Source organism: Aminobacter sp. GW821-FHT11F06, assembly GCF_058808215.1.
In genome coordinates, this window is sequence record NZ_JBXARL010000005.1 from 379,308 (window position 1) to 403,122 (window position 23,815).

General features: G+C 60.8%; 21 protein-coding genes. 5 read left to right on the top strand and 16 right to left on the bottom strand.

Going from position 1 to position 23,815, the window contains the following annotated elements; translation table 11 throughout:
* Positions 1-4 precede the first annotated feature (4 nt).
* Positions 5-697 carry an oxidoreductase C-terminal domain-containing protein gene (locus AC1RTB_RS15315; protein WP_492881938.1) on the top strand — a complete coding sequence of 231 codons (693 nt, stop codon included), beginning with the start codon at positions 5-7 and terminating at the stop codon, positions 695-697.
* Positions 694-1,977: an amidohydrolase family protein gene (locus AC1RTB_RS15320; RefSeq protein ID WP_492881939.1), complete on the top strand. Its 1,284-nt coding sequence runs from the start codon at positions 694-696 to the stop codon at positions 1,975-1,977. The genes AC1RTB_RS15315 and AC1RTB_RS15320 overlap by 4 nt, the downstream gene beginning before the upstream one ends.
* A gap of 619 nt (positions 1,978-2,596) precedes the next feature.
* Here AC1RTB_RS15320 and uxuA read toward each other — a convergent pair.
* Complete coding sequence (uxuA, locus tag AC1RTB_RS15325; protein ID WP_492881940.1) at positions 2,597-3,799, bottom strand: mannonate dehydratase; 1,203 nt, start codon at positions 3,797-3,799, stop codon at positions 2,597-2,599.
* Positions 3,800-3,896: 97 nt separating this feature from the next.
* On the opposite strand from uxuA, the gene AC1RTB_RS15330 reads away from it, so the two are divergent.
* Positions 3,897-5,495, top strand: coding sequence for a PucR family transcriptional regulator (locus tag AC1RTB_RS15330; RefSeq protein ID WP_492881941.1), 1,599 nt, complete (start codon positions 3,897-3,899; stop codon positions 5,493-5,495).
* Between the two features lie 35 nt (positions 5,496-5,530).
* On the opposite strand, the gene AC1RTB_RS15335 is transcribed toward AC1RTB_RS15330, so the two are convergent.
* The 10 genes from AC1RTB_RS15335 to AC1RTB_RS15380 form a co-directional block, all read right to left on the bottom strand.
* On the bottom strand, positions 5,531-6,283 hold the full coding sequence (locus AC1RTB_RS15335) for a fumarylacetoacetate hydrolase family protein (protein WP_492881942.1): 753 nt from the start codon (positions 6,281-6,283) through the stop codon (positions 5,531-5,533).
* A 16-nt stretch (positions 6,284-6,299) separates the two neighbouring features.
* Positions 6,300-7,112 carry a sugar phosphate isomerase/epimerase family protein gene (locus AC1RTB_RS15340; protein WP_492881943.1) on the bottom strand — a complete coding sequence of 271 codons (813 nt, stop codon included), beginning with the start codon at positions 7,110-7,112 and terminating at the stop codon, positions 6,300-6,302.
* Complete coding sequence (locus AC1RTB_RS15345; protein WP_492881944.1) at positions 7,109-8,317, bottom strand: UxaA family hydrolase; 1,209 nt, start codon at positions 8,315-8,317, stop codon at positions 7,109-7,111. Before AC1RTB_RS15345 ends, AC1RTB_RS15340 begins: the two co-directional genes overlap by 4 nt.
* A gap of 18 nt (positions 8,318-8,335) precedes the next feature.
* Positions 8,336-8,623 (bottom strand): UxaA family hydrolase, encoded by a 288-nt coding sequence (locus tag AC1RTB_RS15350; RefSeq protein ID WP_492881945.1) that lies wholly within the window; start codon positions 8,621-8,623, stop codon positions 8,336-8,338.
* 1 nt (position 8,624) lies between these two features.
* Positions 8,625-10,253, bottom strand: a complete 1,629-nt coding sequence (locus AC1RTB_RS15355) for a dipeptide ABC transporter ATP-binding protein (protein WP_492881946.1) — start codon at positions 10,251-10,253, stop codon at positions 8,625-8,627.
* A 5-nt stretch (positions 10,254-10,258) separates the two neighbouring features.
* On the bottom strand, positions 10,259-11,071 hold the full coding sequence (locus AC1RTB_RS15360; RefSeq protein WP_492881959.1) for an ABC transporter permease: 813 nt from the start codon (positions 11,069-11,071) through the stop codon (positions 10,259-10,261).
* 23 nt (positions 11,072-11,094) lie between these two features.
* A complete protein-coding gene (locus AC1RTB_RS15365; RefSeq protein ID WP_492881947.1) occupies positions 11,095-12,066 on the bottom strand; it encodes an ABC transporter permease in 972 nt (323 codons plus the stop codon).
* 73 nt (positions 12,067-12,139) lie between these two features.
* Positions 12,140-13,711, bottom strand: coding sequence for an ABC transporter substrate-binding protein (locus AC1RTB_RS15370; RefSeq protein WP_492881948.1), 1,572 nt, complete (start codon positions 13,709-13,711; stop codon positions 12,140-12,142).
* Between the two features lie 105 nt (positions 13,712-13,816).
* Complete coding sequence (locus tag AC1RTB_RS15375; protein ID WP_492881949.1) at positions 13,817-14,881, bottom strand: M20 family metallopeptidase; 1,065 nt, start codon at positions 14,879-14,881, stop codon at positions 13,817-13,819.
* Positions 14,882-15,748: 867 nt separating this feature from the next.
* Positions 15,749-16,951 carry a M14 family metallopeptidase gene (locus AC1RTB_RS15380; RefSeq protein WP_492881950.1) on the bottom strand — a complete coding sequence of 401 codons (1,203 nt, stop codon included), beginning with the start codon at positions 16,949-16,951 and terminating at the stop codon, positions 15,749-15,751.
* 245 nt (positions 16,952-17,196) lie between these two features.
* On the opposite strand from AC1RTB_RS15380, the gene AC1RTB_RS15385 reads away from it, so the two are divergent.
* Together AC1RTB_RS15385 and AC1RTB_RS15390 are read left to right on the top strand one after the other, a co-directional pair.
* Positions 17,197-18,204, top strand: a complete 1,008-nt coding sequence (locus AC1RTB_RS15385; RefSeq protein WP_492881951.1) for an AraC family transcriptional regulator — start codon at positions 17,197-17,199, stop codon at positions 18,202-18,204.
* Between the two features lie 433 nt (positions 18,205-18,637).
* Positions 18,638-19,696 (top strand): helix-turn-helix domain-containing protein, encoded by a 1,059-nt coding sequence (locus AC1RTB_RS15390; RefSeq protein WP_492881952.1) that lies wholly within the window; start codon positions 18,638-18,640, stop codon positions 19,694-19,696.
* A 344-nt stretch (positions 19,697-20,040) separates the two neighbouring features.
* On the opposite strand, the gene AC1RTB_RS15395 is transcribed toward AC1RTB_RS15390, so the two are convergent.
* The 5 genes from AC1RTB_RS15395 to AC1RTB_RS15415 all read right to left on the bottom strand — a co-directional run bounded on the left by AC1RTB_RS15395 (position 20,041) and on the right by AC1RTB_RS15415 (position 23,644).
* Positions 20,041-20,736 (bottom strand): hypothetical protein, encoded by a 696-nt coding sequence (locus AC1RTB_RS15395; RefSeq protein WP_492881953.1) that lies wholly within the window; start codon positions 20,734-20,736, stop codon positions 20,041-20,043.
* Positions 20,737-21,266: 530 nt separating this feature from the next.
* Entirely contained in the window at positions 21,267-21,578 is a 312-nt protein-coding gene (locus tag AC1RTB_RS15400; RefSeq protein WP_492881954.1) for a YMGG-like glycine zipper-containing protein, read from the bottom strand.
* A 372-nt stretch (positions 21,579-21,950) separates the two neighbouring features.
* Positions 21,951-22,517, bottom strand: a complete 567-nt coding sequence (locus AC1RTB_RS15405; protein WP_492881955.1) for an ATP-binding cassette domain-containing protein — start codon at positions 22,515-22,517, stop codon at positions 21,951-21,953.
* A gap of 307 nt (positions 22,518-22,824) precedes the next feature.
* Complete coding sequence (locus AC1RTB_RS15410; RefSeq protein ID WP_492881956.1) at positions 22,825-23,313, bottom strand: SRPBCC family protein; 489 nt, start codon at positions 23,311-23,313, stop codon at positions 22,825-22,827.
* A 4-nt stretch (positions 23,314-23,317) separates the two neighbouring features.
* A complete protein-coding gene (locus AC1RTB_RS15415; protein ID WP_492881957.1) occupies positions 23,318-23,644 on the bottom strand; it encodes an ArsR/SmtB family transcription factor in 327 nt (108 codons plus the stop codon).
* Positions 23,645-23,815: the final 171 nt, after the last annotated feature.

Consider the following 23,815-nt stretch of genomic DNA (forward strand, 5'->3'; position numbering starts at 1 on the left):
ACCCATGTCCTGTCGCGGCTTGCGGCTTGCGGCTTGGGGCGTCGATGTGCGCTTTGGCATGCAGGCACGCGGCTTTGTCGGCGAGCCTTCGGTGCAAGGTGTGGTCACTCACGGACGCGAGACCATTACGGCCGACATGGTTGTCGTTGGGATCGGCGCTGATCCCGACGTCGCGCTGGCTATCGCGACGGGTCTGGAGGTCGATGCCGGCATCATCGTCGACGGCCAGCTGCGCTGTTCGGCGCGCGGCGTCTACGCCATCGGTGATTGCGCTTGCTTTCCTCATTGGCAGCTCGGCGAGCTTGTGCGCCTCGAATCTGTGCAAAACGCGACCGACCAGGCGCGGCACGTCGCGGGCGTCATCATGGGCAAGACCGATCCCTACGCTGCAGTCCCCTGGTTCTGGTCGGATATTGGCGACATGAAGCTGCAGATGGTAGGCCTGTCGGCGAAAGCCGATCGCTCTTGCGTCGCAGGCAATCCTGCCGGCGGCGCCTTTGCCGTCTACCATTTCCAACGGGAGCGGCTCGTCGGAATAGACACGATCAACCGGCCCAGGGACCACATGCTTGGCCGCAAGATGATCGCTGCCGGGTACCAGCCGGAGGAGGCAGACATTCTCACCGGTCGTGTGGATGAGGCGTTCAAGGCATGGTCCAGCCACGCTGCCTCCGACGATGCGCGAAGTGTCGCATGACGATATCTCCACCAGACATGCGCCACATGGATGCAATCTTAGGGAACGTGCGGATTCCGCGGTCACTGCTGTCCAGTCCTGACGACTTCGGCGGCAGGCAGGATCGCGATTGCATCGCAGGAAATCTGGTCGTCCGGGATGGGCGGATCGTCGGTATGAGCATCGACGGTCCGGTGGACACGGACCTCGGCGGGCGCTTGATCACGCAACCCTTCGTCGAGGCGCACTGCCACCTGGACAAGTGCTTCACTGCCGAGCGGATGAACTACTTCGGCGGCACCTTGGAACAGGCAATCGCCGCGCAGGCAAGCGATAAGCACAGGTGGAGCCATGAAGACATCGCGGCTCGGGCGACGCGCGGCCTCCAGGAGCTCACGGCATCCGGTGCCAGGCTCGTCCGCACCCATGTGGACTGGGAGGTGAAGCCGGCCTATCCAGAGCACTTGCCTCTGGCGTGGACGGCCCTGGCAGAGCTTGCCGAAACGTGGCGAGACAGCATCGTGCTGCAGCGCGCGGCACTGCTGCCCATAGATGTGCTAGCCGATGACGACTATGCCGATGGTGTCGGCCGTGCGATCGCGCGGACAAACGGTGTCTTGGGCGCATTCGTCTCCGGCCAGCCGCTAAGGCTGGCAGGTATCCGCAACATGATCCGCACTGCCACAAAACACGGATTGGCACTCGATTTTCACGTCGACGAGGGACTGGATCCTGCATTGGACGGCCTCGAGATCATCGCAGCCGAACTCATCGCTGCGCGCCACGACGGGCCGGTGCTCTGCGGGCACGTCTGCAACCTTTCTGTTGTCGATGCCGCAACGCGTGCGCGCCGCATCGAGCTGGCCGCCAGGGCAAAGCTCTCCATCGTGTCCTTGCCGAGCAGCAATCTCTACCTGCAGGATCGTGGAACGGGTGTGCCGGTGAGACGGGGCCTGACGGCGGTACGCGAGCTGCTTGGCGCCGGCGTCAACACGGTTTTCGGCACCGACAACGTCCAGGACGCCTTTTGTCCCGTCGGCATGCATAGCCCAGCATCGGCGCTCCAGATGGCAGTGCTTGCAGCGCAGCTCGAACCGCCCATTGCCAATTGGCTGCCCTGCGTCATGGGCAAAGCCTCACTTGCTGTGGGCGTGGTTATGCCGAACCTTGAAGAGGCCGCGGTTGACGATTTGCTGTTGTGGGACACCAGTCACGCAAGCGATATCGTAAGCGGCGTGTACCGGCCTCAGGCGACGCGCATCAGTGCCCTGGCGCACCCAAGCTTGCGGGTTGAGACCTGATGAAGTCGCCAAAGTGAATTCGCTGGAGTAGCCTTTTCTGCCTGACCAGCAGGGAGATTCGCCAGGACGAACTCGATACATCGAGATCACTTGCCCTGGCGGCATCAGACACAAGACGTTCGTGAACGAGTGCGTTTTGCGCTTCGCGTCCGCCCACTGTCATTCATCAGACAGTGACTGCCACCTGCTGTTGGGTGGTCACGCAAAAGTCAGCGAGCTTCATGATTTCGGCCGCCTTATCAAGCGGTGGATATATGCGTAGCCGGTTGGCTCTCTGCTTGTGCGCTTTGGCATCTCTCGCGGTCTTCTCAACAATCCGACCTCATCCAGAAGTCAGCACCGTTCCGGCGTCACCGAGATCGAGGCAGGTGGCATAGCTAGACGTCTTGAACTCCACGACGTCGTAGCCAAGCAGGCTCCCAGCGGCGTTGTATCCAGCGTACTTGCCCATTGGAATTCAAGCCGCGTCGCCACTAGAATTTGTCGACTGATGGCGACATCGTAAGGGCGTTCGCGAGCGAGGGGCGGGGATCTGTTTTTTCGACGGGAGATGGCGGATTAGTCCGAATCGCCATCGATTTGGCTCACTTTCACATCCCAGCATATCGGAAGAAGTTCCTTAGGAGCTTTTCCCGATCGCGTGGATCATCCCACGCAATTCTGCCATTGCCTTGATAAGTCCGATAGGCGTGTACCCTGGTACGAAATCCGCTCTTTCCTGATCGTAGAGGATTCGACAGGCGTGGTCTGCGCGGTAGGGAATCTCCCAGTCGGCAATGCCTTGCCTGCGCCTGCGTGCCTCCTCCGCCATTAGACGTGCGAGAATATCGTGGAGATCGAAGGCTCCTGTGCCACCCAGATGCTCTGCCTCGGTGAAGGTTCCGAATTTGTCTCGGAAGCGTATGCGCCGGGGATGAGCATAAAAGATGCGCTGACCGAGCCTGTCGATGAAATCCGTCAGTACATTGTCGCGTCTGCTGCCGAGCGATCCCGAGCAGAAGATCATGCCTGCGCGCGGAGAAGATACGCCGTCAAAAATTTTCTCGAAATCTTCCAGGGTGCTGGCGATGCGCGGCAGGCCGCATAATGGAACCGGCGGATCGTCGGGATGGATGGCGAATACCGCTCCTTCCGCCTCGCAGGTACGCGCCACCTCGCCGAGAAAATCGATCAGGTTTTGCCGATAGGCTTCCGTTCCCATTTTCTGATAGGCACCGAGCAATGAATGGAACTCGCCGCTGCCATATTGTCCGGGACCGCCTGGCAGGCCGCGCGTAAGCATGGACAACAATTTCTGCCACCGCTGCGCTGGTGTTTCGAGATGGCGCCGGTGGGCCGCCGCGGCGATTTCCGGACCAATCTCCTCCTTGGCGCCGGGCCGGTTAAGCAGATGGATGTCGAAAACCGCAAAATCGATAGCATCGAAGCCCAACGCCTCGGCTCCGCTTTCAAGCCTTATGTCCAGCCCGGTCCGAACCCAATCAAGCAGCGGCATCACCGTGAAATTGATGCGGCGCACGCCTGCTTGCGCCAGCCGCCGCACCGTTTCCTGGAAGTTTGCGGTCAGCCTAGCACTGCTCTCGCGGCCCAGCTTGATGTCGTCGTGAATGGCGATGCCGCCGAGCGTATCCCATTCGAGCGGTGTGTGGCCGGCGGGAGCGGTCTGGACAAGTCTCTTCAACTCGTCGATAGCATCTGTCTCCCACAGGCATCCAGGTGGCAGGTGGGGCAGGCCGGCTTCGATGCTGGTCGCACCCGACTGGCGTATCCAGTCGATCGTCATCGGATCCTGTGGACCGAACCACCGCCATGTTGCGCGCATCGAGTTGTTTCCTCCCTTATTGAAATGAATTTTGGACCGCTGAAAGAAAAAGTTGCACCATGGCGCGCATGCCCGAAGTATTCCCTCCCGAGGCTCCATGCTGAGCCTGCGCGAAATATTGGATTGGGAAATCCTCTCCGGTCACGCGGTCATAGCCGGCACAGGCTCTCTGGCCGTCGATGTCCGCTCGGTTACCGTCATCGACGCTCCCGATGCGGTGAACTGGGTAAAGCCTCATGAGTTCGTCGTGACCAGCACCTATCCGGTCCAGCAAAGCCCGGATGCGCTGGTCGTCCTGATCGAACAGCTCGCAGCGCGCAACGCTGCGGGTCTGGGTGTCAAGCTGACCAGGTACCTGCGCGAATTCCCCGACAACGCGCACCGCCGCGCAGAGGAGCTTGGATTTCCGATCATTTCCCTGCCGGGGCCGCTGGCGTGGAGCGATCTGATTGGCAGGGTATTTTCCCATGGCGGTCACCAACAGGGAAAGGACGCGGCCTATCTCAGCGCTATCTACCGCGCCTTTTCGCAGCATCGGACGGGCATTGGCTCGCTGCGCGAGTTGTTCGAACTGGTGGCTGGCTTCATCAATCTGCCGGTGGTCCTTGCCCTTGAAAATGAAGCGGGCTTGCAGCTCGAAAGTCGGGGTGTCACGGCGGCGGAGGCTGAAATGCTGGCAGAAGCACTCATTGAGGGTGCGGCGACGGGGGCCCAGCCGGACGACGTCCCTCTGCGCATGACGGTCGCTGGCACAAAAGTGGTGGTGGCGCGTTCGGGAATGGGGGCGAACGGCGGCGGCATGGTCGCTGTCGTCGAGCGAGAACTGAGCGCATCCGAGCCCGACCTCGAGTGCTTGCGCCTTTCCGTACACCTCCTGCAGACGCTGGTCGACGCCAACGCCGGCACACGCGCCAATCTTGCGAGCAATGCGAAACTGCTCGGCGATCTCCTTGATCCTATGCTTTCTCGCGAAGCCAGGAATGTTCTCATTGCAAAGGCTATGCCTCCGGCAAATGGATGGCATGCGGTGGTTGCCCGCATTTTTGATGCCGACACGCTCGATGGCGCACTGTTCAGGCTGCGCCTGCGCCAGTTTTCGCGGCGTCACAAGGCCTTGTTGCTCGAAGAAGAAGATGGCAGCGAGTACGTCATTGCCGTGCCGGTGCCAGGAACTGATCCCCGTTCCAGCGAAGCCGTGCTGCGCGAACTGCATCAGGTTTTCCAGCGGCAACTCGAACACGCACATGGCCTTCTCTATGGTCTTGGCCAGTCTGGACCAGCCGACCTGTCTGAGGCGGCCGTTCTGCGGCGTGAGGCCAAGGAAGCAATGACTTTCGGCATCAGGCTGAACGGCTTCAATCGCATCAGCCGGCACGAGGACATGCTGCTGCTGCGGCTGCTCGCGCATCCCTCCGTCATCGAGGAAAGCCGCCCCGGCTTCCTGCGACTTCTCGAACCGCTGCTGGTCATGGGCGAGCAGGGAGCGACGCTCATGGAAACGCTGAAAGTATGGCTGCGGGAGGATGAAAGCATGCCTCGCACCGCGGAGCTTCTGGGCCTCCATGTCAACACGGTTCGCCAGAGGCTGGAGCGATGCCGTTCGGTGCTCGGACTGACCGATTTCAGGACCGACACGCGGCTTCGCCTTTACGCGGCACTGCAGCTTCTTCCCATGCTGACGAACGCAGAGGGCTGACGCAGAAATCTTGCTGCCAGCCCCCCGCACTGTGGTTATTGGACGATGTTTTCCAGCTTCCCGATGCCCGAGATCTCGATCTCGATCCGGTCGCCGGACTGCATCGGGCTTACACCCGAAGGGGTTCCGGTAATGATGACATCGCCCGGCTCCAGCGTCATGATCGAGCTGACGAACTCGATGATGAAGGACGTCGGGAAAATCATGTCTGCCGTGGTCGAGTCCTGCCGGACTACACCGTTCTGGAGGAGGCGGATGCTCTGGGCGTCAGGGTTCAGATCCGTTTCGATCCATGGTCCCATAGGCTTGTAGGTGTCGAACGACTTGGCCCGCGTGAACTGCTTGTCCTTGAGCTGGAGGTTGCGGTTCGAAACGTCGTTGGCGCAGGTGTAGCCCAAGACGACCGATGCCGCCTCGGCTGCCGGAACATTGCGGGCGCGCTTCTTGATGACAATGGCAAGCTCGGCCTCGAACTCGACGCGCTGCTCGTGGCTGTCCAGAACGATCGCCTCGCCGGGGCCGATGATCGCCTGCGGCGAGCACATGAACAGCATCGGCTCGTCGGGCAGCGGCAGGCCTGATTCACGGGCGTGCAGGACGTAATTGAGCCCGACGCAGACCAGTTTTCCGGGCTTCGCCGGAGCAAGAAGCTTAATCGCGGAAAGCGGCAGGGCATCGGTCGACGGCACAATCTCGCCGAAAGGACCGTCTGGCAGGGTGCGCACCCTATCGTTGTCGAGCAGGCCCCAATGCTCGGCGCTGTTATGGGCAAAGCGTACGATCTTCATAACTATGTCCTGTGTGTCAGTGCTTGTCGTAATGTCCATTCAGCCAGCGGATGGACTGCGCCATCGCCGCTTCGGCGTCGGGAACCTGGAAATGCTCGGCGGTGATCCAGCCGTCGTAGCCGATCGAGTCGAGATCATTCAGCGCGGCCGCGATGTCCCAGTCTCCATGGCCAACGGCCCGTCGGTCGCTGTCGCAGACATGGTAGTGCCAGAACAGGTTGCCTGCCTCCCGCAGGCTGTCGCGGTGCACTTCCCCTTCAATGGTGATGTGGGCCAGATCGAGCATCAGGCCGATATTCGACCGCTCAAGGCCTCGCACGAAACGCACGGCTTCGGCCGTGCCCATCAGGAAGTTTGCATATTGATGGTTGACGGGCTCCAGAACGATGCGGGTATCGGGGCGCGCGTCCGCGGCCGCCTGCATCCCCTCGACGATCCACGCTTCGGTCTGGCCGCGCGCGATCCCGTCGAGATAGCGACCGCGCATGCGCCCGACATTGACCATCGCGCCGAAGCGTGCCGCCAGATCCATGGCGGCGATCATTCGCTCCAGCGTCTCGGCCCGGCGTGCTGGATCGGGGTCGGCGAGCGAGAGCTTGTCCTCGCCGTAGACTTCACCCGTGCAGATGGCCGGCATGGACAGGCCCGCATCTGCAAGCTGACGCTCGATCAAGCCATGATCGAGGGCGCGCGGATCGCGCACGAGGAGCTCGACGCCGTCATAGCCCAGTTCGCGGATTCGGGCGAAACAGGCCGAAGCGTCGCCCTGTATTGCGGTGACCTGTGCCAGCGCCACCTCCGGAGTGGCATACATGTAGGCGAGCTTCATGGCATGAAACTCAGATCGTTGCGCTTGACCATCTCCGCATGGATCACTTCCTTGCGCAGTACGCTGACATTGGGGATGGCGAACTCCTGTATCTGGAAATACTCGGCCTTGCCTTTTTCGCCGCGCGCGGTGCGCATCACGAGATCGACCAGTTCCTCCCCGACCTGGCGCAGCGATTTCGTGCCTTCCAGAATGTCGCCTGCGCTGATGTCGATATCGTCCGGCATCTCGCGGAAGACGCGGTTGTTGGAGCTTACCTTCAAAACAGGGGCGATGGCCGAACCCGAAGGTGTGCCCTTTCCAGTGGTGAAGAGCACCATGTGGGCGCCACCTATGATCTTGCCGGTCACTGACGAAATGTCGTAGCCGGGCGTATCCATGATGATGACGCCCTTCTCGTGGGGTTGCTGGCCATAGTCGACGACCTCGGTGATCGGGCGGGTGCCGGCCTTGTAGATACAGCCGAGCGATTTCTCCTCGATCGTCGTCAGCCCCCCCTCGATGTTGCCGGGCGAGATGAACACGCCGCTGTCGTCCTCGGTGGTCATCGACAGCTCAATCTCGTAGGCCTTGATTCGGCGCATGAGTTCGTCGCGGACCTCAGGCGTCTTGCCCCGACGATAGAGGACACTTTCGGCACCGACCATTTCGGTCAGTTCTGACAGGATCACGGTTCCCCCGGCGTCGACTATGATGTCGGCGGCCTCCCCCACGGCAGGGTTCGCCGTGAGCCCGGAGAAGGCATCCGAAGAGCCGCATTCAAGGGCAATGATGAGTTCGGACAGATCGCCTTCGTCCGTTGGCTGCGCCGCCAGCTCGGCCTTCATGCGTTCCACAATCTCTACCCCGGCGTCGGAGGTCGTGCGCGAGCCGCCGGCTTTCTGGACGACCAGCCGTTCGACCGGTCGTCCCGATGCCCTGATGGCATCGAACACTTTTGAGCCGGATGCTGTTTCGCAGCCGAGGCTCACCACCAGCACTGCGCCGACATTTGGGTGCACGCCATGACCGATAAAGGCCTCTTCGGTGGTCCGGTTCTCTTCCGCATCGAAGGTGCAGCCATAGGGATGCATGAATGTCGCAGCACCGGTGCGGTTGGAAATGTCCATCGTGACACGGTTGACGCAGGCCACTGTAGGGATGACCAGCACATGGTTTCGGATGCCGATGCGGCCGTCTGGCCGACGATAGCCTTGGAACTTCATAACAGCGCTCCCTTCAGCCTATGAATGGCGCCGGGCCTTAAGGCCCCAGCAGTTGTGCGTGTGAACATGACCACCCTCGGCTATGTCAGCTGTCGCTTCGCCGATGACCTCGCCGTATTTCAGGATTTGCTCGTGTTCCTGGATCGGCCGGATTGCGAGCTTGTGGCCCGCCGGCATGTCGTTGCGCGCGATGATCTCGCGGGTTTTGCCCTGTCCGGTGATCAAAACAGCATCACCGGCCGCGGCCGGCCCGGTCAGCGTAGCGACATGATCCTGCGCGCGGATAAGAATTGCCGTTACGGGCATCTCAGGACATCTCCATTGAAACTTCGTTGAAAAGGGTCGGGATCGCGGCCAAAAGCTGCTTGGTGTAATCGTGACGCGGGGAAGACAGCACCTGCGATCCTGTTCCGGTCTCGACAATCTGGCCGTGCTGCATCACCGCGATGCGATCGCACATTCGCGCTGCAACCCTGAGGTCGTGGGTGATGAAGAGCATGGCGAAATCGAGTTTCTTCTGAAGCTCCTCGAACAGGTCGAGCACCTGCGCCTGAACCGAAACGTCGAGCGCCGACACGGGTTCATCCGCCACAATGAGGACCGGGTCCATCGCCAGCGCTCTGGCGATTCCGACGCGCTGGCGTTGTCCGCCAGAAAATTCATGCGGATAGCGGCTGGCCGCATCTGGCTTGATGCCGACCAATTCCAGCAATTCGCGGGCACGGCGCCAGGCCGCATCGCGTGCTACGCCCTGCGTCATGGGACCGATGGCGATGGACTGCCCGATACTCATCTTCGGATTGAGCGATGAGAAGGGGTCCTGGAAGATCATCTGCACACGTCCGCCACGATAGCCCTTGACCGCTCGGTGACGGTTCAACTCCTCGTCGGTAAAGACGAGGGTGCCTTCGTCGGGCGCTTCCAGCCCGACCACGCATCGTCCCAGCGTGGATTTGCCGGAACCGGATTCGCCGACGATCCCGAGCGTCGAGCCCCGTTCGAGCGTGAAGCTGACACCCTTCAGGGCTTCCAACTTGCGTGGCGCTTTGAACAGGCCAGACGTCAGGAAGTAGGTTCGTTTGAGGTCTTTGACTTCAAGCAGCGGCCTGGCCGAATTCTCGGCGCGAGGCGTCGCCGTTCCCGTGGGAATGGCCTCGATGAGCTGGCGGGTATAGGCGGAGGTGGGGTTGCTCAGCAGCTCGCGCGCCGGGCCCTGTTCCTCGATGCGGCCATTGCGCATGACGATGACGTCGTCGGCGATCTCGGAGACCACGCCGAAATCATGGGTGATGAAGAGCACGCCCGTTCCGCGCCGCTCGCGCAACGAAGCGATCAGCTTGAGGATCTGCGCCTGGGTTGTGACATCCAGCGCGGTGGTCGGCTCGTCGCATATCAGCAGGCGCGGCTCGAGCATCATCGCGCAGGCGATCACCACGCGTTGGCGCTGCCCCCCCGAAAGACGAAATGGGTAGCTCTCATAGAGCTCCTCCACCCGCGGCAGTCCAACGTCACTCAAGGCAGCAAGGGCGCGGCGACGACGTTCAGCGGCGCACAGGGACAAATGGACTTCCAGCACCTCTTCCAATTGTGCCCCGATCTTCATCAGCGGGTTCAAGGCGGCCATCGGCTCCTGGAAGACCATGCCGATCTCGCGTCCGCGCAAGGCGCGCATTCCCGCCTCGTCGAGCGTGAGGAGGTCGCGCTCGCCAAACAGGATAGATCCGGCCTTCGTCTCCAGGTGCGGACGTGGCAGCAGCCCCATGATGGCATCGGCAACGGTGGATTTGCCTGAGCCGGATTCGCCCACGATGCACACCGTGCGGCCCGGCATGAGGTTGAAGGATGCACCCGAGACTGCGAGCTCGCGATCCGAGCCTTTGGGCAGCGAGATGTCGAGCCCCTGGACCCTAAGCAATGGAGTGGCGTCGGTCGACATGGCCTTCACCTGTTACGCGAATGGATGTTGAGTGCGTCATTGAGCGCTTCGCCCAATACATTCAGCGCCAGTACGGTTATGGCGATGGCAAGCCCCGGGAAGGTTGCCATCCACCATGCCTGGCGCAGAACCGTGCGCGAGGCGCCGATCATGAAACCCCAGCTCATCTGGTTGGGATCACCAAGGCCGAGGAAGCTGAGACTCGACTCCAGCAGGATTGCGGTTGCCACCATCAGGGAGCCCATGACGATGATGGGAGAGGCCACGTTGGGCAGAATCTGCCGGAACATGATGGCGAGCGCGCTTTGGCCCTGAAGCTTGGCCGCCAGCACAAAATCGCGGTTGCGAAGTGACAGGAATTCCGCCCGCACGAGGCGCGCTACCGGCGGCCAGGAGACGATGCCGATCGCCATGACGATGGAGCCTACGGAAGGTTGCAGGACGGCGACAAGAACCAGCGCCAGCGCAAAGCTTGGCACGACCTGGAATATCTCGGTGAAGCGCATCAGCGCGCTGTCGACGTGGCCGCCGCCATAGCCGGCGATTGCACCTATGACGACACCAATGAAGACCGAAACAACCGTAGAAACCAGCCCGATCAGCAGCGAGACCCGGCCGCCCCACACCAGGCCCGCGAGAATGTCGCGGCCGGTGGTATCAGTTCCGAAGGGAAAGCGCATGTCGGTCATCGGCGGTAGGAAGGGCTTGCCGCCCATTGCCCATGGGCCGCGCGGGAACAGCAGCGGCGCCAGCAACGATATGGCGACGATGCCGAAGATGACGATCAGGCCAACCCACACTTCCGTGCGGGTGAACATGCGGCGAAGGATGGAGTTCGCGATCACAGTGCAATCCTCGGATCGATCACGGTGTAGATGAGGTCCGTGATGATGTTGAAGACGATGGCCAGCGCTGCGGCGATCAAGAAGGCGCCCAGCAGCAGGTTGTAGTCGCGTTGCAGCAGCGCATCGAACATCAGCCTGCCGATGCCCGGCCAGGCGAAAACGGTTTCGGTCATGATTGCGCCACCGACCATGTTGCCAGCCTGCAGCCCGGCAAGCGTCACTACCGGCAAAAGTGCGTTGCGCAAGACGTGGCGGAACTGGATCCGTGTTTCGCCGGCACCTTTTGCGCGTGCCGTCTTGACGAAGGCCATCTGCGCCATCGCCATCATGTTGGCGCGTGTCATCCGGGTGTAGACGGCGATGTAGAACAAGGAGAGCGCAAGCGTCGGCAAGATGAGGTGCTTGGCGACATCCAGTGCGGCGGCCATGCCAGTAAGGTTGGCGCCGACGGAGCTGTAACCGAAGGCGGGCAGCCAGCCAAGCTGAATCGAAAAGACCAAAACCGCCATCAATGCCAGCCAGTACATGGGCGCAGCGTAAAAGATCAGCGCGGCAAAGCCGATCGCCCGGTCCACCCAGCCGCCGGGTCGGCGGCTGGCGAGCACGCCCAGCCCTACCCCGACAACCAGCGAAAACACAAAGGCGCAGACCGTCAGCAACAGCGTTGCAGGCAGCCGGTCGGCAATCAGTTGCGCAACCGTTTCCTGTTGGCGGTAGGAAAAGCCTAGGTCGAGCGTGCCAATGCGCGAGATGTAGGTCCACCACTGCACGAACAGCGGCTGATCGAGCCCGTACTGCACCCGCAATGCGTCCAGGAACCGCTTGTCGACTGCGCCTGCTTCGCCTGCCATCACGGCGACGGGGTCGCCCGGTGCGGCGCGGATCAACAGGAAATTCAAGGTGGCTATGACAAAGAGCGCAACCACGCCCTGCACAATGCGCCCCAACAGAAATTTCAGACGGTTCACACTCTTCGCCCCTGAACAAAACCTCATGGCAGCCCGGGAACACCGGGCTGCCAGCTGACGCTGTTTGCGCGTCCTATTCGATCCGGGCGCGCCCGAGGCTGTCGTTGAGGCCGACCGCCGACGAGATCAGGTTCTTGACGTTCGAACGGTGGATCGTCGGCCAGATCATCTCAAACAGCCAGGCGAGGGGAACTTCTTCGGCGATAAGCGCCTGGGCGTCATGATAGATTTTCGCACGCTTTTCCGGGTCGATCTCGACCGCACCCGCGTCGAACAGCTTGTCGAGCTCTGGGTTTGAGAAGGCCGAAACGTTGTTCCAGGGCGAACCCTCGATGATGTTGGAGCTCGTGTAGAGACGTGCGACACCCAAGGCCGGGTCGCCGTACTGCGACATGTACGAGAAGGCAATGTCGTAGTCCTTTTCGCCCAGGCGCTGGTTCCAGCCAGCGACGTCGGTGGCGGTTAGTTCCACCTGGATGCCGGCCTCGATGAGGTTTTCGCGCGCAATTTCGGCAAGCCGCTGCCAGGTTTCGCCATAGGGCAGGGGCAGCAGGCGGATCGGGCTGCCGTCGTATCCGGCTTCGGCGAGCAGGGCTTTGGCCTTCTCAACATCGCGCGGGTACAGCTTGATGTTTTCCGAATAGAACCTGGTCGAGCTGTTCCACGGGCTCGGTGCGACCTTGGCGTAGCCGAAGAAGGCGATGTCGCGCATGTTCTCGCGGTCGAGCGCATACATGATCGCCTGGCGGACGCGTTTGTCCTGAATCCACTTGGACCCATTATTGAGCCACAAGAAGCACTGCGACCCCTGGAATTCCCAGCCCTTGGTCGTCAGTGTGGAGTTCGGCAATTCGGCGAGGCGCTGCACGTCGAAATATTCGACAGCGCCGCCCGGCAGAACGTCCACCTTGCCGGTTTCATAGGCCGTCGCGCGGCTGGCGCCATCGGGGATGACGTGGAAGTAGACCGCGTTGATGGAGGGGACGCCGTCCTCGTGATAGGTCTCGTTTGCGACCAGCTTGAGATAGGAGCCGCGCTGCCATTCATCGAATTTCAGCGGCCCGGTCCCGATGGGAGCGTTGTTGACCGGATTGGTGTTGTAATCCGTGCCCTCGTAGAGATGCTTCGGAAGCATCGGCATCGAGCCGACTTCGAAGGACTGGATGAAGGGCGCGAAAGGGGTCTTCATCTTGAAGTCCACCTTGTAGGGCCCGTCTGCGGTGATGCTCTCCACTGCCTTCAAGAAATTGCGGACGCGCGGATGGGTCTCACGCAGCATCTTGTCGACACTGAAGACCACATCTTCCGAGGTGAAGGGCTTGCCGTCGTGCCACAGCACATTTTCCTTCAGCTTGAAGGAATAGAACATGCCATCAGGTGCTTCCTCCCAGCTTTCGGCCAGCAGCGGGTGCGGTTTCAGTTCGGCGTCGAAACGCAGCAGACCTTCGAAAATGTTACCGCCGACCATCTGCGAGGGCACGTTCTGATAGATGCCGATCATGATGCCGGGCGGCTCCGGCTGCACCACCACATTCAGCACGCCGCCCTTGGCCTGTGCCTGGGCCATGAGCGGAATGCCGCTGAGCACGCCGGCGCTGACGGTGGCAGCGGAAATCTGCAGGAATTGACGACGATCGAGTGACATTGAAACTCCTCCTGAAAAAAAATCGTTGGTCCCTCTTGGCGGGAACTTGGATGTTGGGCGCCAGCCCTGACGCTCAGGATCGGCGCGGGACGTCCCCCCCCCCCGTTATTCGGGAGAGCGCAGAAAGCGGCGGGCCATTCCCGTGTAGATGCGGCGGGCGGTGAGAAAATCCGAAAGGTCGAGGCTCTCGTCTGTCTGGTGCGCCTCTCCGGGATCGCCAGGGCCCAGTATCAGAATGTTGGCGCCGAGCGATTGCAGAACCGAGCCGTCGGTGAAATAGCTGGCGCCACCGGCTTCGTCGGTGGGCGCTCCCAGTTCATGCCTGATGTCCAAAGCCGTGCGCACGATCGCGCTGCCTGCTGGAGTGTTGAGCGCGGGCAGGGAGTTGATTGTCTCGACGGCGATCTTTCCGCCTTCATATTCGGCTTCGATTTCACGCGCGATGGATCGTATCGCCGCGAGGATATCGTCGTGGCTCTGCCCCGGAAGGGTGCGCATGTCGAATTCGGCGACTGCTCGGTCGGGAATGACGTTGACCTGCATGCCGCCCTGCAGGCGGGTGAGGCAGATGGTCGGTCGGCCCAGAAGCGGGTCGGATGCAGCAAGCGCGTCGAGCTCAAGCAGCCTTTGGCGGAACCGGACCACCATTTCCAGCGCATTGAGACCCATCTGCGGCATTGAGCCGTGGCTCGTACGTCCGGTTGCCGTGAATGCCAGCCATAGCGCCCCCTTGTGGCTGCGCACCGCCCGGTTGGACGTCGGTTCGGCAATGATCATGGCGTCGAATGCAGCGAGGCTGCCGTCGCCGGCCATCAGCTTTGCGCCTTCGGAGCCGGTTTCCTCGCCATAGGTCACGGCCAGCGAAAGCCGCCCCGACCAGTTCTCGCTAGCATGCATGTCGAGGAAGCTGGCAATGAGGGCGGCAAGGCCGCCCTTCATGTCCGAACTGCCGCGCCCATAGATGCGCCCACCCTCGATCATCCCTGCAAATGGCGATTTTTTCCATTCGCGGTCGCCGAGAGGCACGGTGTCACAATGCCCGCAAAAAACCAGATGCGGGCCTGCACGGCCGCTATCGAGGCTCGCGACCAGATTGGCGCGTCCGTCATCTCCTAGTATCGCCTTCGATGCGACGCAGCGCTCGGCCAGGTAACTGTCCAGCTCGGCCACAAAGCCTTGTTCACGGCCCTGCAATGCCGTCGTGTTGTGCTGCAACATCCACTGTAGGAGCGATATGCAATCGCCATCCGATAGGATGTCCGACCGGATAGTGGAAAGCGAACAGTCTTGTCTGGCAGGTTCTGGACGGGATTGAAGCACGTTCGTTACCTCGTTGGATAACAAACAGCGTAGTCACTCTCGTCATTTCCTGTCTATTGTGGTGTTGTACACTTTGATCGACAATGGGTGTAGAAATATACATACAAGGCTGGAATTCGCTCGAAGACTTTTGACGGGTCGCCCCGCGCGCCAGTACGCTCGTGCGAAAATTGGGCAATAGCCTCAGGGCGAAAGAGCGTAGTAGCGGTGGCGAGCGGCGGTTAAAAGTCGCCGAAGCGAGCCGGGTTTAGCGCTGCAGGCGACAACTGGAAAGGCAATGAATAGCAAATCATCGGGCTTGATCCGACCGGCGACGGGCTGAGCGCACTAGGATAGGTCCCAACGTCGGTAACGGGGCTGTCCCAGCCCCAGAAATCCCCAATTCGCCATTCATCATCGACGCGGCCTTACTTCAACCGGCGCTTCTGGAATTCATCTCCTCAGTGTTCTTCTCGTAATACCTGCTTCTCATTTCCTGTCAGTGCAAAATGTTGCGCTGTTGGGAACGCACTGGTTCGGTGGGAAGGGCACTTGCCGAAACCGCCGAGAGCCATCGACGTTATGCGGTGTCTGGCGCGATACGGAGTGTGGATGGCGTTCACCGACGCTGGCAGCAGGCTCCGTCACTCTTGCGACGGCAACAGGAACTGCCGCCACCAGAGCGGCGTCGACGAACTTCGTCATCCCTACTCTTAAAACCTAGCTCACGCAGATGGACTACTCGGGGTAGACTTCAGCGCCCTCTTGCGGCTCCTTGTTGAAAAGGATGAATGCCAAGGGGTTGCCGGGCTCGGACATTGCATCGCTGCGCTGACCCGAGATCTCTCCGGCCACTCCGGCTGTGTATTCCGCCACCACTTCGCCGAAGCTGTTGCGCTGGATGGCCACCTTTTGTCCGGGCACGACCTTGTCGTTGAGTTTGACCAGGTGCTCGACGATCCCGCCAGCGGTGGCCAGTACCGGGAACCCGCTATTGCCGATGAAGACAGTCACGTCCTTGCCTGTGCGACCCATCGGGCCGGGAACGATGCCGTGATGCTTGAGGACGTTCATCGTGCCTTCGACGAACAACGAGATCATCTCGCGATCCAGCACGCGCGCAGCGCCGATCTCCGGACAAAAGGCCGGGATTCCCGCATCTAAGAACGCATTGTGCAGCACGGTGGGATAGGCGGCTTTCGGCATGTTCAGGATCTGGCTGACGGGATAGAGATCCAGCATCGCCTTGACCTCGGGCCTGTTTATCTCGCCGATATTGAATGCAGCGACTTCGAACCCGGTTGTCCCGGTATGGAAATCGATCGCAGCGTCGGCGTTCGGCCGCAGGAGCCGGTTGAACAGCAGCCCGGCATGGCGGCTTGGCGCGGTCAGGCCATTCTCGTTGCCGGGCCATTCCCGGTTCATGTCGATCAGATCGATGCCTCTGCCCTGGTTCGGCCACCGGCGTTGCATGCTTTCCAGGGCCGGCCGGGATATGTCGGTAACTGCCATCACCGTGCCGGACATCTTCGTCGGATCAAGCTGGTTCATCACGGTCTGGACTGTGTGTATGGAACTCATCTCGTCACCATGCACACCGCTTGTCAGGACAACACGCTTGCCTGGCCTAGCCCCCTTGGCGACCGTCACGGACACATACCAGTGCTGCCCGGTGGGCGCCTTTACGCCCTGAAAATACAAGCGATGCTTCTGCCCGGCCTCCAGGTCGTTGACGTCGAGCGAAGTGATGACCTTCTTCCCGTCGATGACGTCACCTGTGTAGAAGGTCCCATTGGTTCCAGTCGTAGCCGCATTTGCTGGCGCAGAGGCCGCTTGTATCTGTGTCGACCCGGCCATCAGCGCGGCGGCGGCACCGATGGTGGTTGCCGATGCAATCATGAAGTCGCGACGGTCGAGCCGTTCTCCATTTCCATTCGCCATAGTTATAGTTCCTCGCAAAGGGTCCACGCAGATGGCTGGCCATGTGCGTCAAATCCAATCAAACCTGTCCCGTCCAATGCAGTAGTTTACCGGACACTTCGTCGAATACAGCCCGGCAGAAAAGAAATGGACACGACGTCCAAGACTGGGATGTAATGCATAGGGTGGGTCACGCAGGGCGAACCGGGCTGAAGCAATCGCGTCCGGAACCTCCCAGGCCTGACGATACTGTCCAAAGGGTACGGATGCTGGACGCGCCGAACTGGTACGCACGCAAATACAACTCCGTCCTAGCCCGCACGCGCGAGTCGGATCCCGATGCTGAGTTCCACATCCGGCAGATCGGCGCGCAGCGCCATGCATCGCGCCTGGTGACAATCGACTACCGTGACGCGTTCGTCCTGGACTTGCGGGATAAAGGTGGCATCACAATGTCTGGGGCGATCAATGACGATGCTCTGACGGCGGTGTTCCTGTGGGGCGAAGGTACCGTCTTCAACGGGAAGCGGAGTGACATTCCGCGATTGCGGGTCATCGGCCCGGGAACGGAATTCAAACTGGAGATGCCGGGTAGCTATCGCCTTATGCGGATCGGTCTGCGTGGTGCCCCTCTCGATTCGCTGCGTACGGGGTCTGCTTCACAGCTGGGCCGGCGAAGCTTGCTGATGCCCGGAGTGCACGAGCAAAGCATCGCCCCAGGAGCCGAGCTGGAGCTTCAGCGGAGGCTGCTGCGAACTGTCGGGTTCGCGGAAGCTGCCGCGCGGCGTGGCTGCGACCTTGGTGTCAGTTTGGCGGTGGCAGCCACCGAGGCGGGTGCCGCGCTCGCGCGGATGCTGTCTCACACGGAGGGATCGCCCGCCCGCAGCCTCGGATCGGGGGAGCAACGCAGTATCGTCGATGCCACGCTCGCCATCCTCGAGGCGAATCCGTACGGTCCGGTCTCGGTCAGTGCTGTCTGTGAGGTGCTGGGCGTTGGCGAGCGAACGTTGGAGCGCGCCTTCCAAGAATGCCTACGCGTCAATCCTCGCGCTTACGAGCGGGAGCGGCGGTTGCGGGCAGCGCACGGCCTCATCTTGACCGAGGGCGATCACCTCTCAATTACCGACATCGCCATGCGCTTTGGCTTCTGGCACCTGGGTCGCTTTGCCGGGGCCTACGCCGCACTCTTCGGCTGTTCGCCCAGCGAGACGCGGCGGCGCATCTGGGGGAACGCGCGGCGAGCCTTACAGATGTCGTCGAACCAACTGGCGTGAAGGAAGATGGTTCGCGCGCGTTGTCCTGCGTAGTTCTGGCGGGAAGACGAATGCCGCGTGGCGGCGAACGCTTTACCACGTTCACGGACCGGCGACTTCATCCCTTTCTCACAGCGGGTCCGCGCTGACGTCACGGACCTTGCGACAACTGTCATGTCGGAAAGTGGATAGAAACTCGCCGGCCGTAGGGCGACTCTGCCAATGCGGAATCGTTGCCACCGCTTGCTTCTGAACGAGAGAGAATGGTGTTCAATGAACCTGTTGGCGCGGCCGCCGTGCCCCGGTCGCACACATAGTTCTCTCGCGCCGGTGCGGATGCGTCGTCGGCGTGCCCGGCGACAAGGCAGAGATGCTGAGAACCTGCTGCTGCGAAACTCTTCGGGCTTTAGCGCGACGGGAATGGCTTCAGCCTATCGAAGAATGGAGAGTTCCAGTGGATGCTAAAGTTCATGCGGCCGATGGATCGCAAGCGATGCAGGGCGACGAACCCCTGAAATGCGCAATCGACATCGATACGTTCTCGGCTCTACCCGCCGAGCAGTTCGATCTCTTTCGCAGCTGGCATGAGAGTGTCGGTGAGGCACAGCCCGCTCAGGAAAAGTTCAAATCATTTCCAGCGCACGAAATGGTTTGGGATCTCGGAACGATAGCGGCACTGCGGCTTGAGTTGCTTGGTGCAGACCACCGCTATCGTTGGTGCCATTTGAAAAGGGCCACGATCGACAATTGGTTCTTGTTCTTGCCGTTGTCAAAAGACCGAAATTCCGGCGAAAAACGGAAAGCTGGAAAACTGATTGTGGGGTCCTTCGCCGAACCCTTCGAATATGTTGCGGAAGATGACGCCTTCGTGTCCCTTCTCATACCTCGCAGCCTGCCATTCATCCGATCGTCCAGAATTGAAATACGTGACGAGTCGCGCCTGCTCATGGCTGATTTCATGCTTTTGCTGGATCGTTCCTTGCCCGATCTGCGTGTCGCCGACGTTCCGCACATAGCCACGGCTACAATCAGCCTGCTCACCGCTTGTCTGTCCCAGTCGCGTGACCATGCTGTCGACGCTCAAAACGCGATCGATTCTGTGATCGTCGAACGCGCTTCCAAGATGATTGCGCGGAAGTTGAGCGACCCCGACCTGACGCCTGACAAGCTCTGCCGAAACCTCGGCGTGGCCCGTTCCCGTCTATACCGGGTTTTCGAGCCGGTCGGTGGCGTCTCGACTTTTATCCGCCGCAAACGCCTTCTCAAGACGCGCGATATACTCGCCAACAAGTCGGACGGAAGGTCGATCTCGACCATCGCCGAGGAATGGGGGTTCACGGACCCATCAGTATACAGCCGGATGTTCCGCAGAGAGTTCGGCATCACGCCCAAGGAGGCGCGTGCGGAAGGTTGGGGGGGCCGACCGCCTACCCCCGTGCAGCAGAGAGGTCTGCCGGATGACGGGGCAAATGCGCTGGGCAGCCTCCTGCTGCGGAATTGCTTTGGCCTTTAGCGCTTCCCTGATGGTGCAACCCCAGAGAAATGTTCTTGCTCTACATGGAAAGCAGCGTTCGAAAACTGGATGTCATATCAGGTTTCGAAAGACAGGGATTGTCCGTCTTGAAGGCGAGCCCTGTTATCTAGATACGTCGCCAATTAGGGGCTGAAAGAATAGACATAGGACTCGGGGCACATCACGGAACGGAAAAACTTGGCTGCCTTGTGCTGCCTACGCTTCACTTACTTGAAAACGGATATTTCTGCGATGCTCAAAAAGCGGCGTAAGAAGCTTCAATTGTTCATGATCTAAGCTGAGCGAGGTAATGCTGCTCAGAGCGAGATGTAGCTCAAGAAGGATCAGAAGCCGACGTTCTCGCTGACGTAGAAGGTGTTGAGCAGCGAGACGCGCGGGCGCTCGATGGCCGTCTTGATCTTGGGGCGGCCGTGCCAGCTCATCTTCATCAGCGAGTGGTAGGCCTTCAGCACGACGAAAGCGTAGCCGACGTTGGGGAGGAAGGGCAGGGTCTTGACTGGTTCGAGCCCATAGGAACCGACGTTCAACAGGCCCTTGAGCGAGGCCTGGTAGAGGGTCGTGCCAAGCTCGCGCTGGCTCTCGTCGGCTGGGCAGTAGAGCTGCATGGTGACGACCTTCTTGCGCGCATCGGGGTGCGGCTTGATCTGGTAGCCGTCCTTGTCGCTGTAGAGGACCGGCTTTGCCACCAGCCGGAGGTCGTCGACGTTGGCGACCTTGTCGCCACGAGCACGAATCTCGAGGCCCTCGTAAAGCTGGCGACGGATAGCGTTTTCGATTTCCTTCGAGGTCAGTGTCTCGGACACCGCCGTCCACTTGTCGCGCAGCTCGGCATCCACCTTGCCAACATTGTCGCCGTAGAGCCGCAACGCCATGCGGGTGCCGTCACCTTTGATCGGGTCGTAGCCTTTCGATGGGATCGACTTGATCAGGTCGGCGTAGAAATCGCTTGGGAAGAAATCGCGAAAGAAGATGTGCGGGAAGGGCAGCGAGAAGCGATCGGCAGCTTCGATGCTCGCCACTGCATGGTCAATGAGTTCGCGGGTCAAGCTGCTGGGAACAGTGGCAAATGTCGATGATTTTTCGTTTTCAGAAATGCGATGTCGTTGCTGCATAGACATGACGGACTCTCTGAGCTTATTTGTTTGACCGAGCGCGGGAGCGCGTTGTGAATAGGGATTGCGCGCCTACCAGCGAATGCGCCGCAAATCCGTAACGCGTCCCGTGCGTGAGCTCAGTGCAACTTCAAATCGACTGTTGCCGCGCCGTGCATGGTAGATAAAGAACCGCCCGCGGCAATCTACGCGGCGGACATCGCGAAAGCCGCGATTCTGAAGCAACCTTTGGCCCTGGCTGCATGTGATTGCCCTGCCGTGGTTGAGGCTGGACCCAACTGCTATGTTGACGTCCAGCGCCTGAGCTGGAACCGGTGCCGCAATCGGCGCTCCAAGGCCAATTGCGAGACAAAAAGCCAATAGTCCTCGTTTCATTGATTGTCCTCGCTCTCCGTCGGTATTGGCCAAGGCAAGATCGTATGCGACCGCTCGTTCGATTATCGGCGGCAGGGCGCGAGATAGGTAACGGGGCGACCGTGCCCGTCAAAGACGGGGCGTCCGCGATTGTCCAGCCGCTGGAATCTGCACTCGCCTGGAGCGGTTCCGGCCCCGATCATGGCACCTGCGACACCGCCTATAGCGGCGCCTGCCAATGTTGATCCGGTATTACGGCCAATCGCCTGCCCAACCAACGCGCCGCCGGCTGCTCCGATTGCACCGCCGCTCACGGCTCGCTCCGGAGGAGTGTTACAGCCTGTAGCTGCAATCGCAACCATCGAGAGGACTGAAAGAAAACCTACGCCTCGCATCACACCGATCTCCTCCGGCTCAAGTCGCCGACCGCCCTCATGCTGAGTTTTAGCTCCTATCGATCACGAAACAATTGGAGATACGTCCCATACCTGTACGCTGCGTCCATTTCTGAATCGGAGGTGACGGAAGTAGGCTACGTAACAATGTAACAATATAACAATATAACATTGATGCGCATGTTGGCACCTTCGCAGCAAGCGACCGTCAGTGTCGAGGTCAACTGAGGCCGGCGACGATGACGGCATACCGAGCATACCGGTCGACTTCTCGTAGAAGCGGCCACTCGAATTGAAAGCGGCGTCCTAGATCGCCTCGATGACGCCGGCTCCAGTCTCCAGACCCTCGCGGACCTCTTCGCGCGGCTCGCCTCAGCATAGGCCTTCGGTGTTAGCGCGATCGAAGCCTTGAATACACGGTGCAAGTAGCTTGGGCTGCGATCGACAGTCGCTGACAGAACACGCATGCGACAAGCGAAGCCCGCAGCCGTCATTAGCTGACGAGGTTCCATTCCGGCATGGCAGCACGTCGCGCAACAGCGCCTGCGTATACGGATGGGACGGGAATGACAGGATCGTGTCCACCTTGCCGTTTTCTACAACGTGACCTCCGTCCAAAACGACAACTCGCTGGCAGATGTCGGCGACCACGGCAAAATCATGGGTAACGAGGAGGTAGCCAATGCCAGACGTTCGATGCAATTCGAAGAGCAGCTCGATCAGCCGTGCCTGAACCGAGACATCGAGCGCCGATAGAGGTTCGCCGAGCACCAGCAACTCGGGCTCCGGCGCAAGTGCGCGCGCCATGCACACACGCTGGCACTGACCTGTGCTGAGTTCGTGCGGATGGCGGTCGAGCAGATCGGCGCTGAATGCAACGCGCTCGAGCAGGCGCCACAGGCGTTGGTTCGTATGGCGGCCGCCTCCTTGGGCAGCCAATTGACCATCGGTTCAGACAGGATTTGGCGGACGGTCCAGCGCGGGTTGGGCTGGACCTTGGATCCTGGAACACGGCCTGCATGCCGCGCCGCGCCTTTTGGCGGACCGTGCGGTCGCCGAGGGGTTTGTCATGCCAACGGACGTTTCCACTGTCCGGTCGCTCAAGTCTCAGGATGCGCCTGGCAAAGCAGGCTCGTGTGTGGCCATCCTGCTCCGTCAAGCTCAGACCAGCGCGATCAAGCGCTGATCGATTTGCACCCCGCATTGGCCATCGCCAACTGGCGAGCGGCACCGAGCGGCCTGGGGCTCAGCCGTCCAGCCAGGCGGCGAGGCCGTCCAGCGTCTGCAGCCCGTATTCCACCGCGCCGAAGCCGATGACCACCTGACGCCGTTCGCGACTGGGATGGAGCTGGCGCAGGGTCAGTACGGTCTTGCCGTCGGTCTGCTCATCGAAGGTCACCGTGGCGCGGAAACGGTCGGGGTCGTCGGGGTCGGGCGTGCCATAGTCCATCACGATCCGTTCGTTCGGCACGATCTCCAGAAAGCGCATGAGGTTCGGGAAGCGCTGTTCCCGGCCCTCGAACACGCCCACCATATCGAACCGCCAAACCCCGCCCTCGCGGATATCGGCCTCGTGGCTCTCGATGCTGAGGCCGGCCGGGCCGTACCATTCGGCCAGCGCCTTGGGGTCCATCCAGGCGGCAAAGACCTTTTCACGGGGGTGGTTGAGCAGCTTCACCACCGCGATTTCGCGATCGAGCGCCCAGGTCTCAAACAGGTTTGCCATGTCCTTCATCGTTCTATCCCTTCTTGTCCAAGTAGACCTCCAGCCGATCCATCCGCTCGGCCCAGCGCTGGCGCTCCGCTTCCATCCAGTCCGCGGCTTCGTCGAAGCGCGCCGGCACCAGCCGGCACCAGCGGCTGCGCCCGCGCTTCTCGCTGACGATCAGCCCGCAATCTTCCAGCACCTTGAGATGCTGGGCGAAGGAGGGCAGCGCCATATCGAATGGCTCGGCCAAGGCGCTGACCGGCACCTCGCCCTCGACCAACCGTGACACAACCGCGCGGCGGGTCGGGTCGCTGAGAGCGTGAAAGGCGAGGTCGAGGGGGGCCGAATGGTAAGGCATGTACCTTAGTACGGTAAATCGGTACGCCGGTCAAGGAAATTAAGGCACCTGCCTTACTATACCCCACAGGCCGCCTACGGACCGCAGCTCTAGGTGTGAGCTTTCAGGAGGTTGTCCATTCGGTCCCGGCCGGGAAAGCTGAGGTTGTCAAAGCTTCAGTGAGTCTCGGAG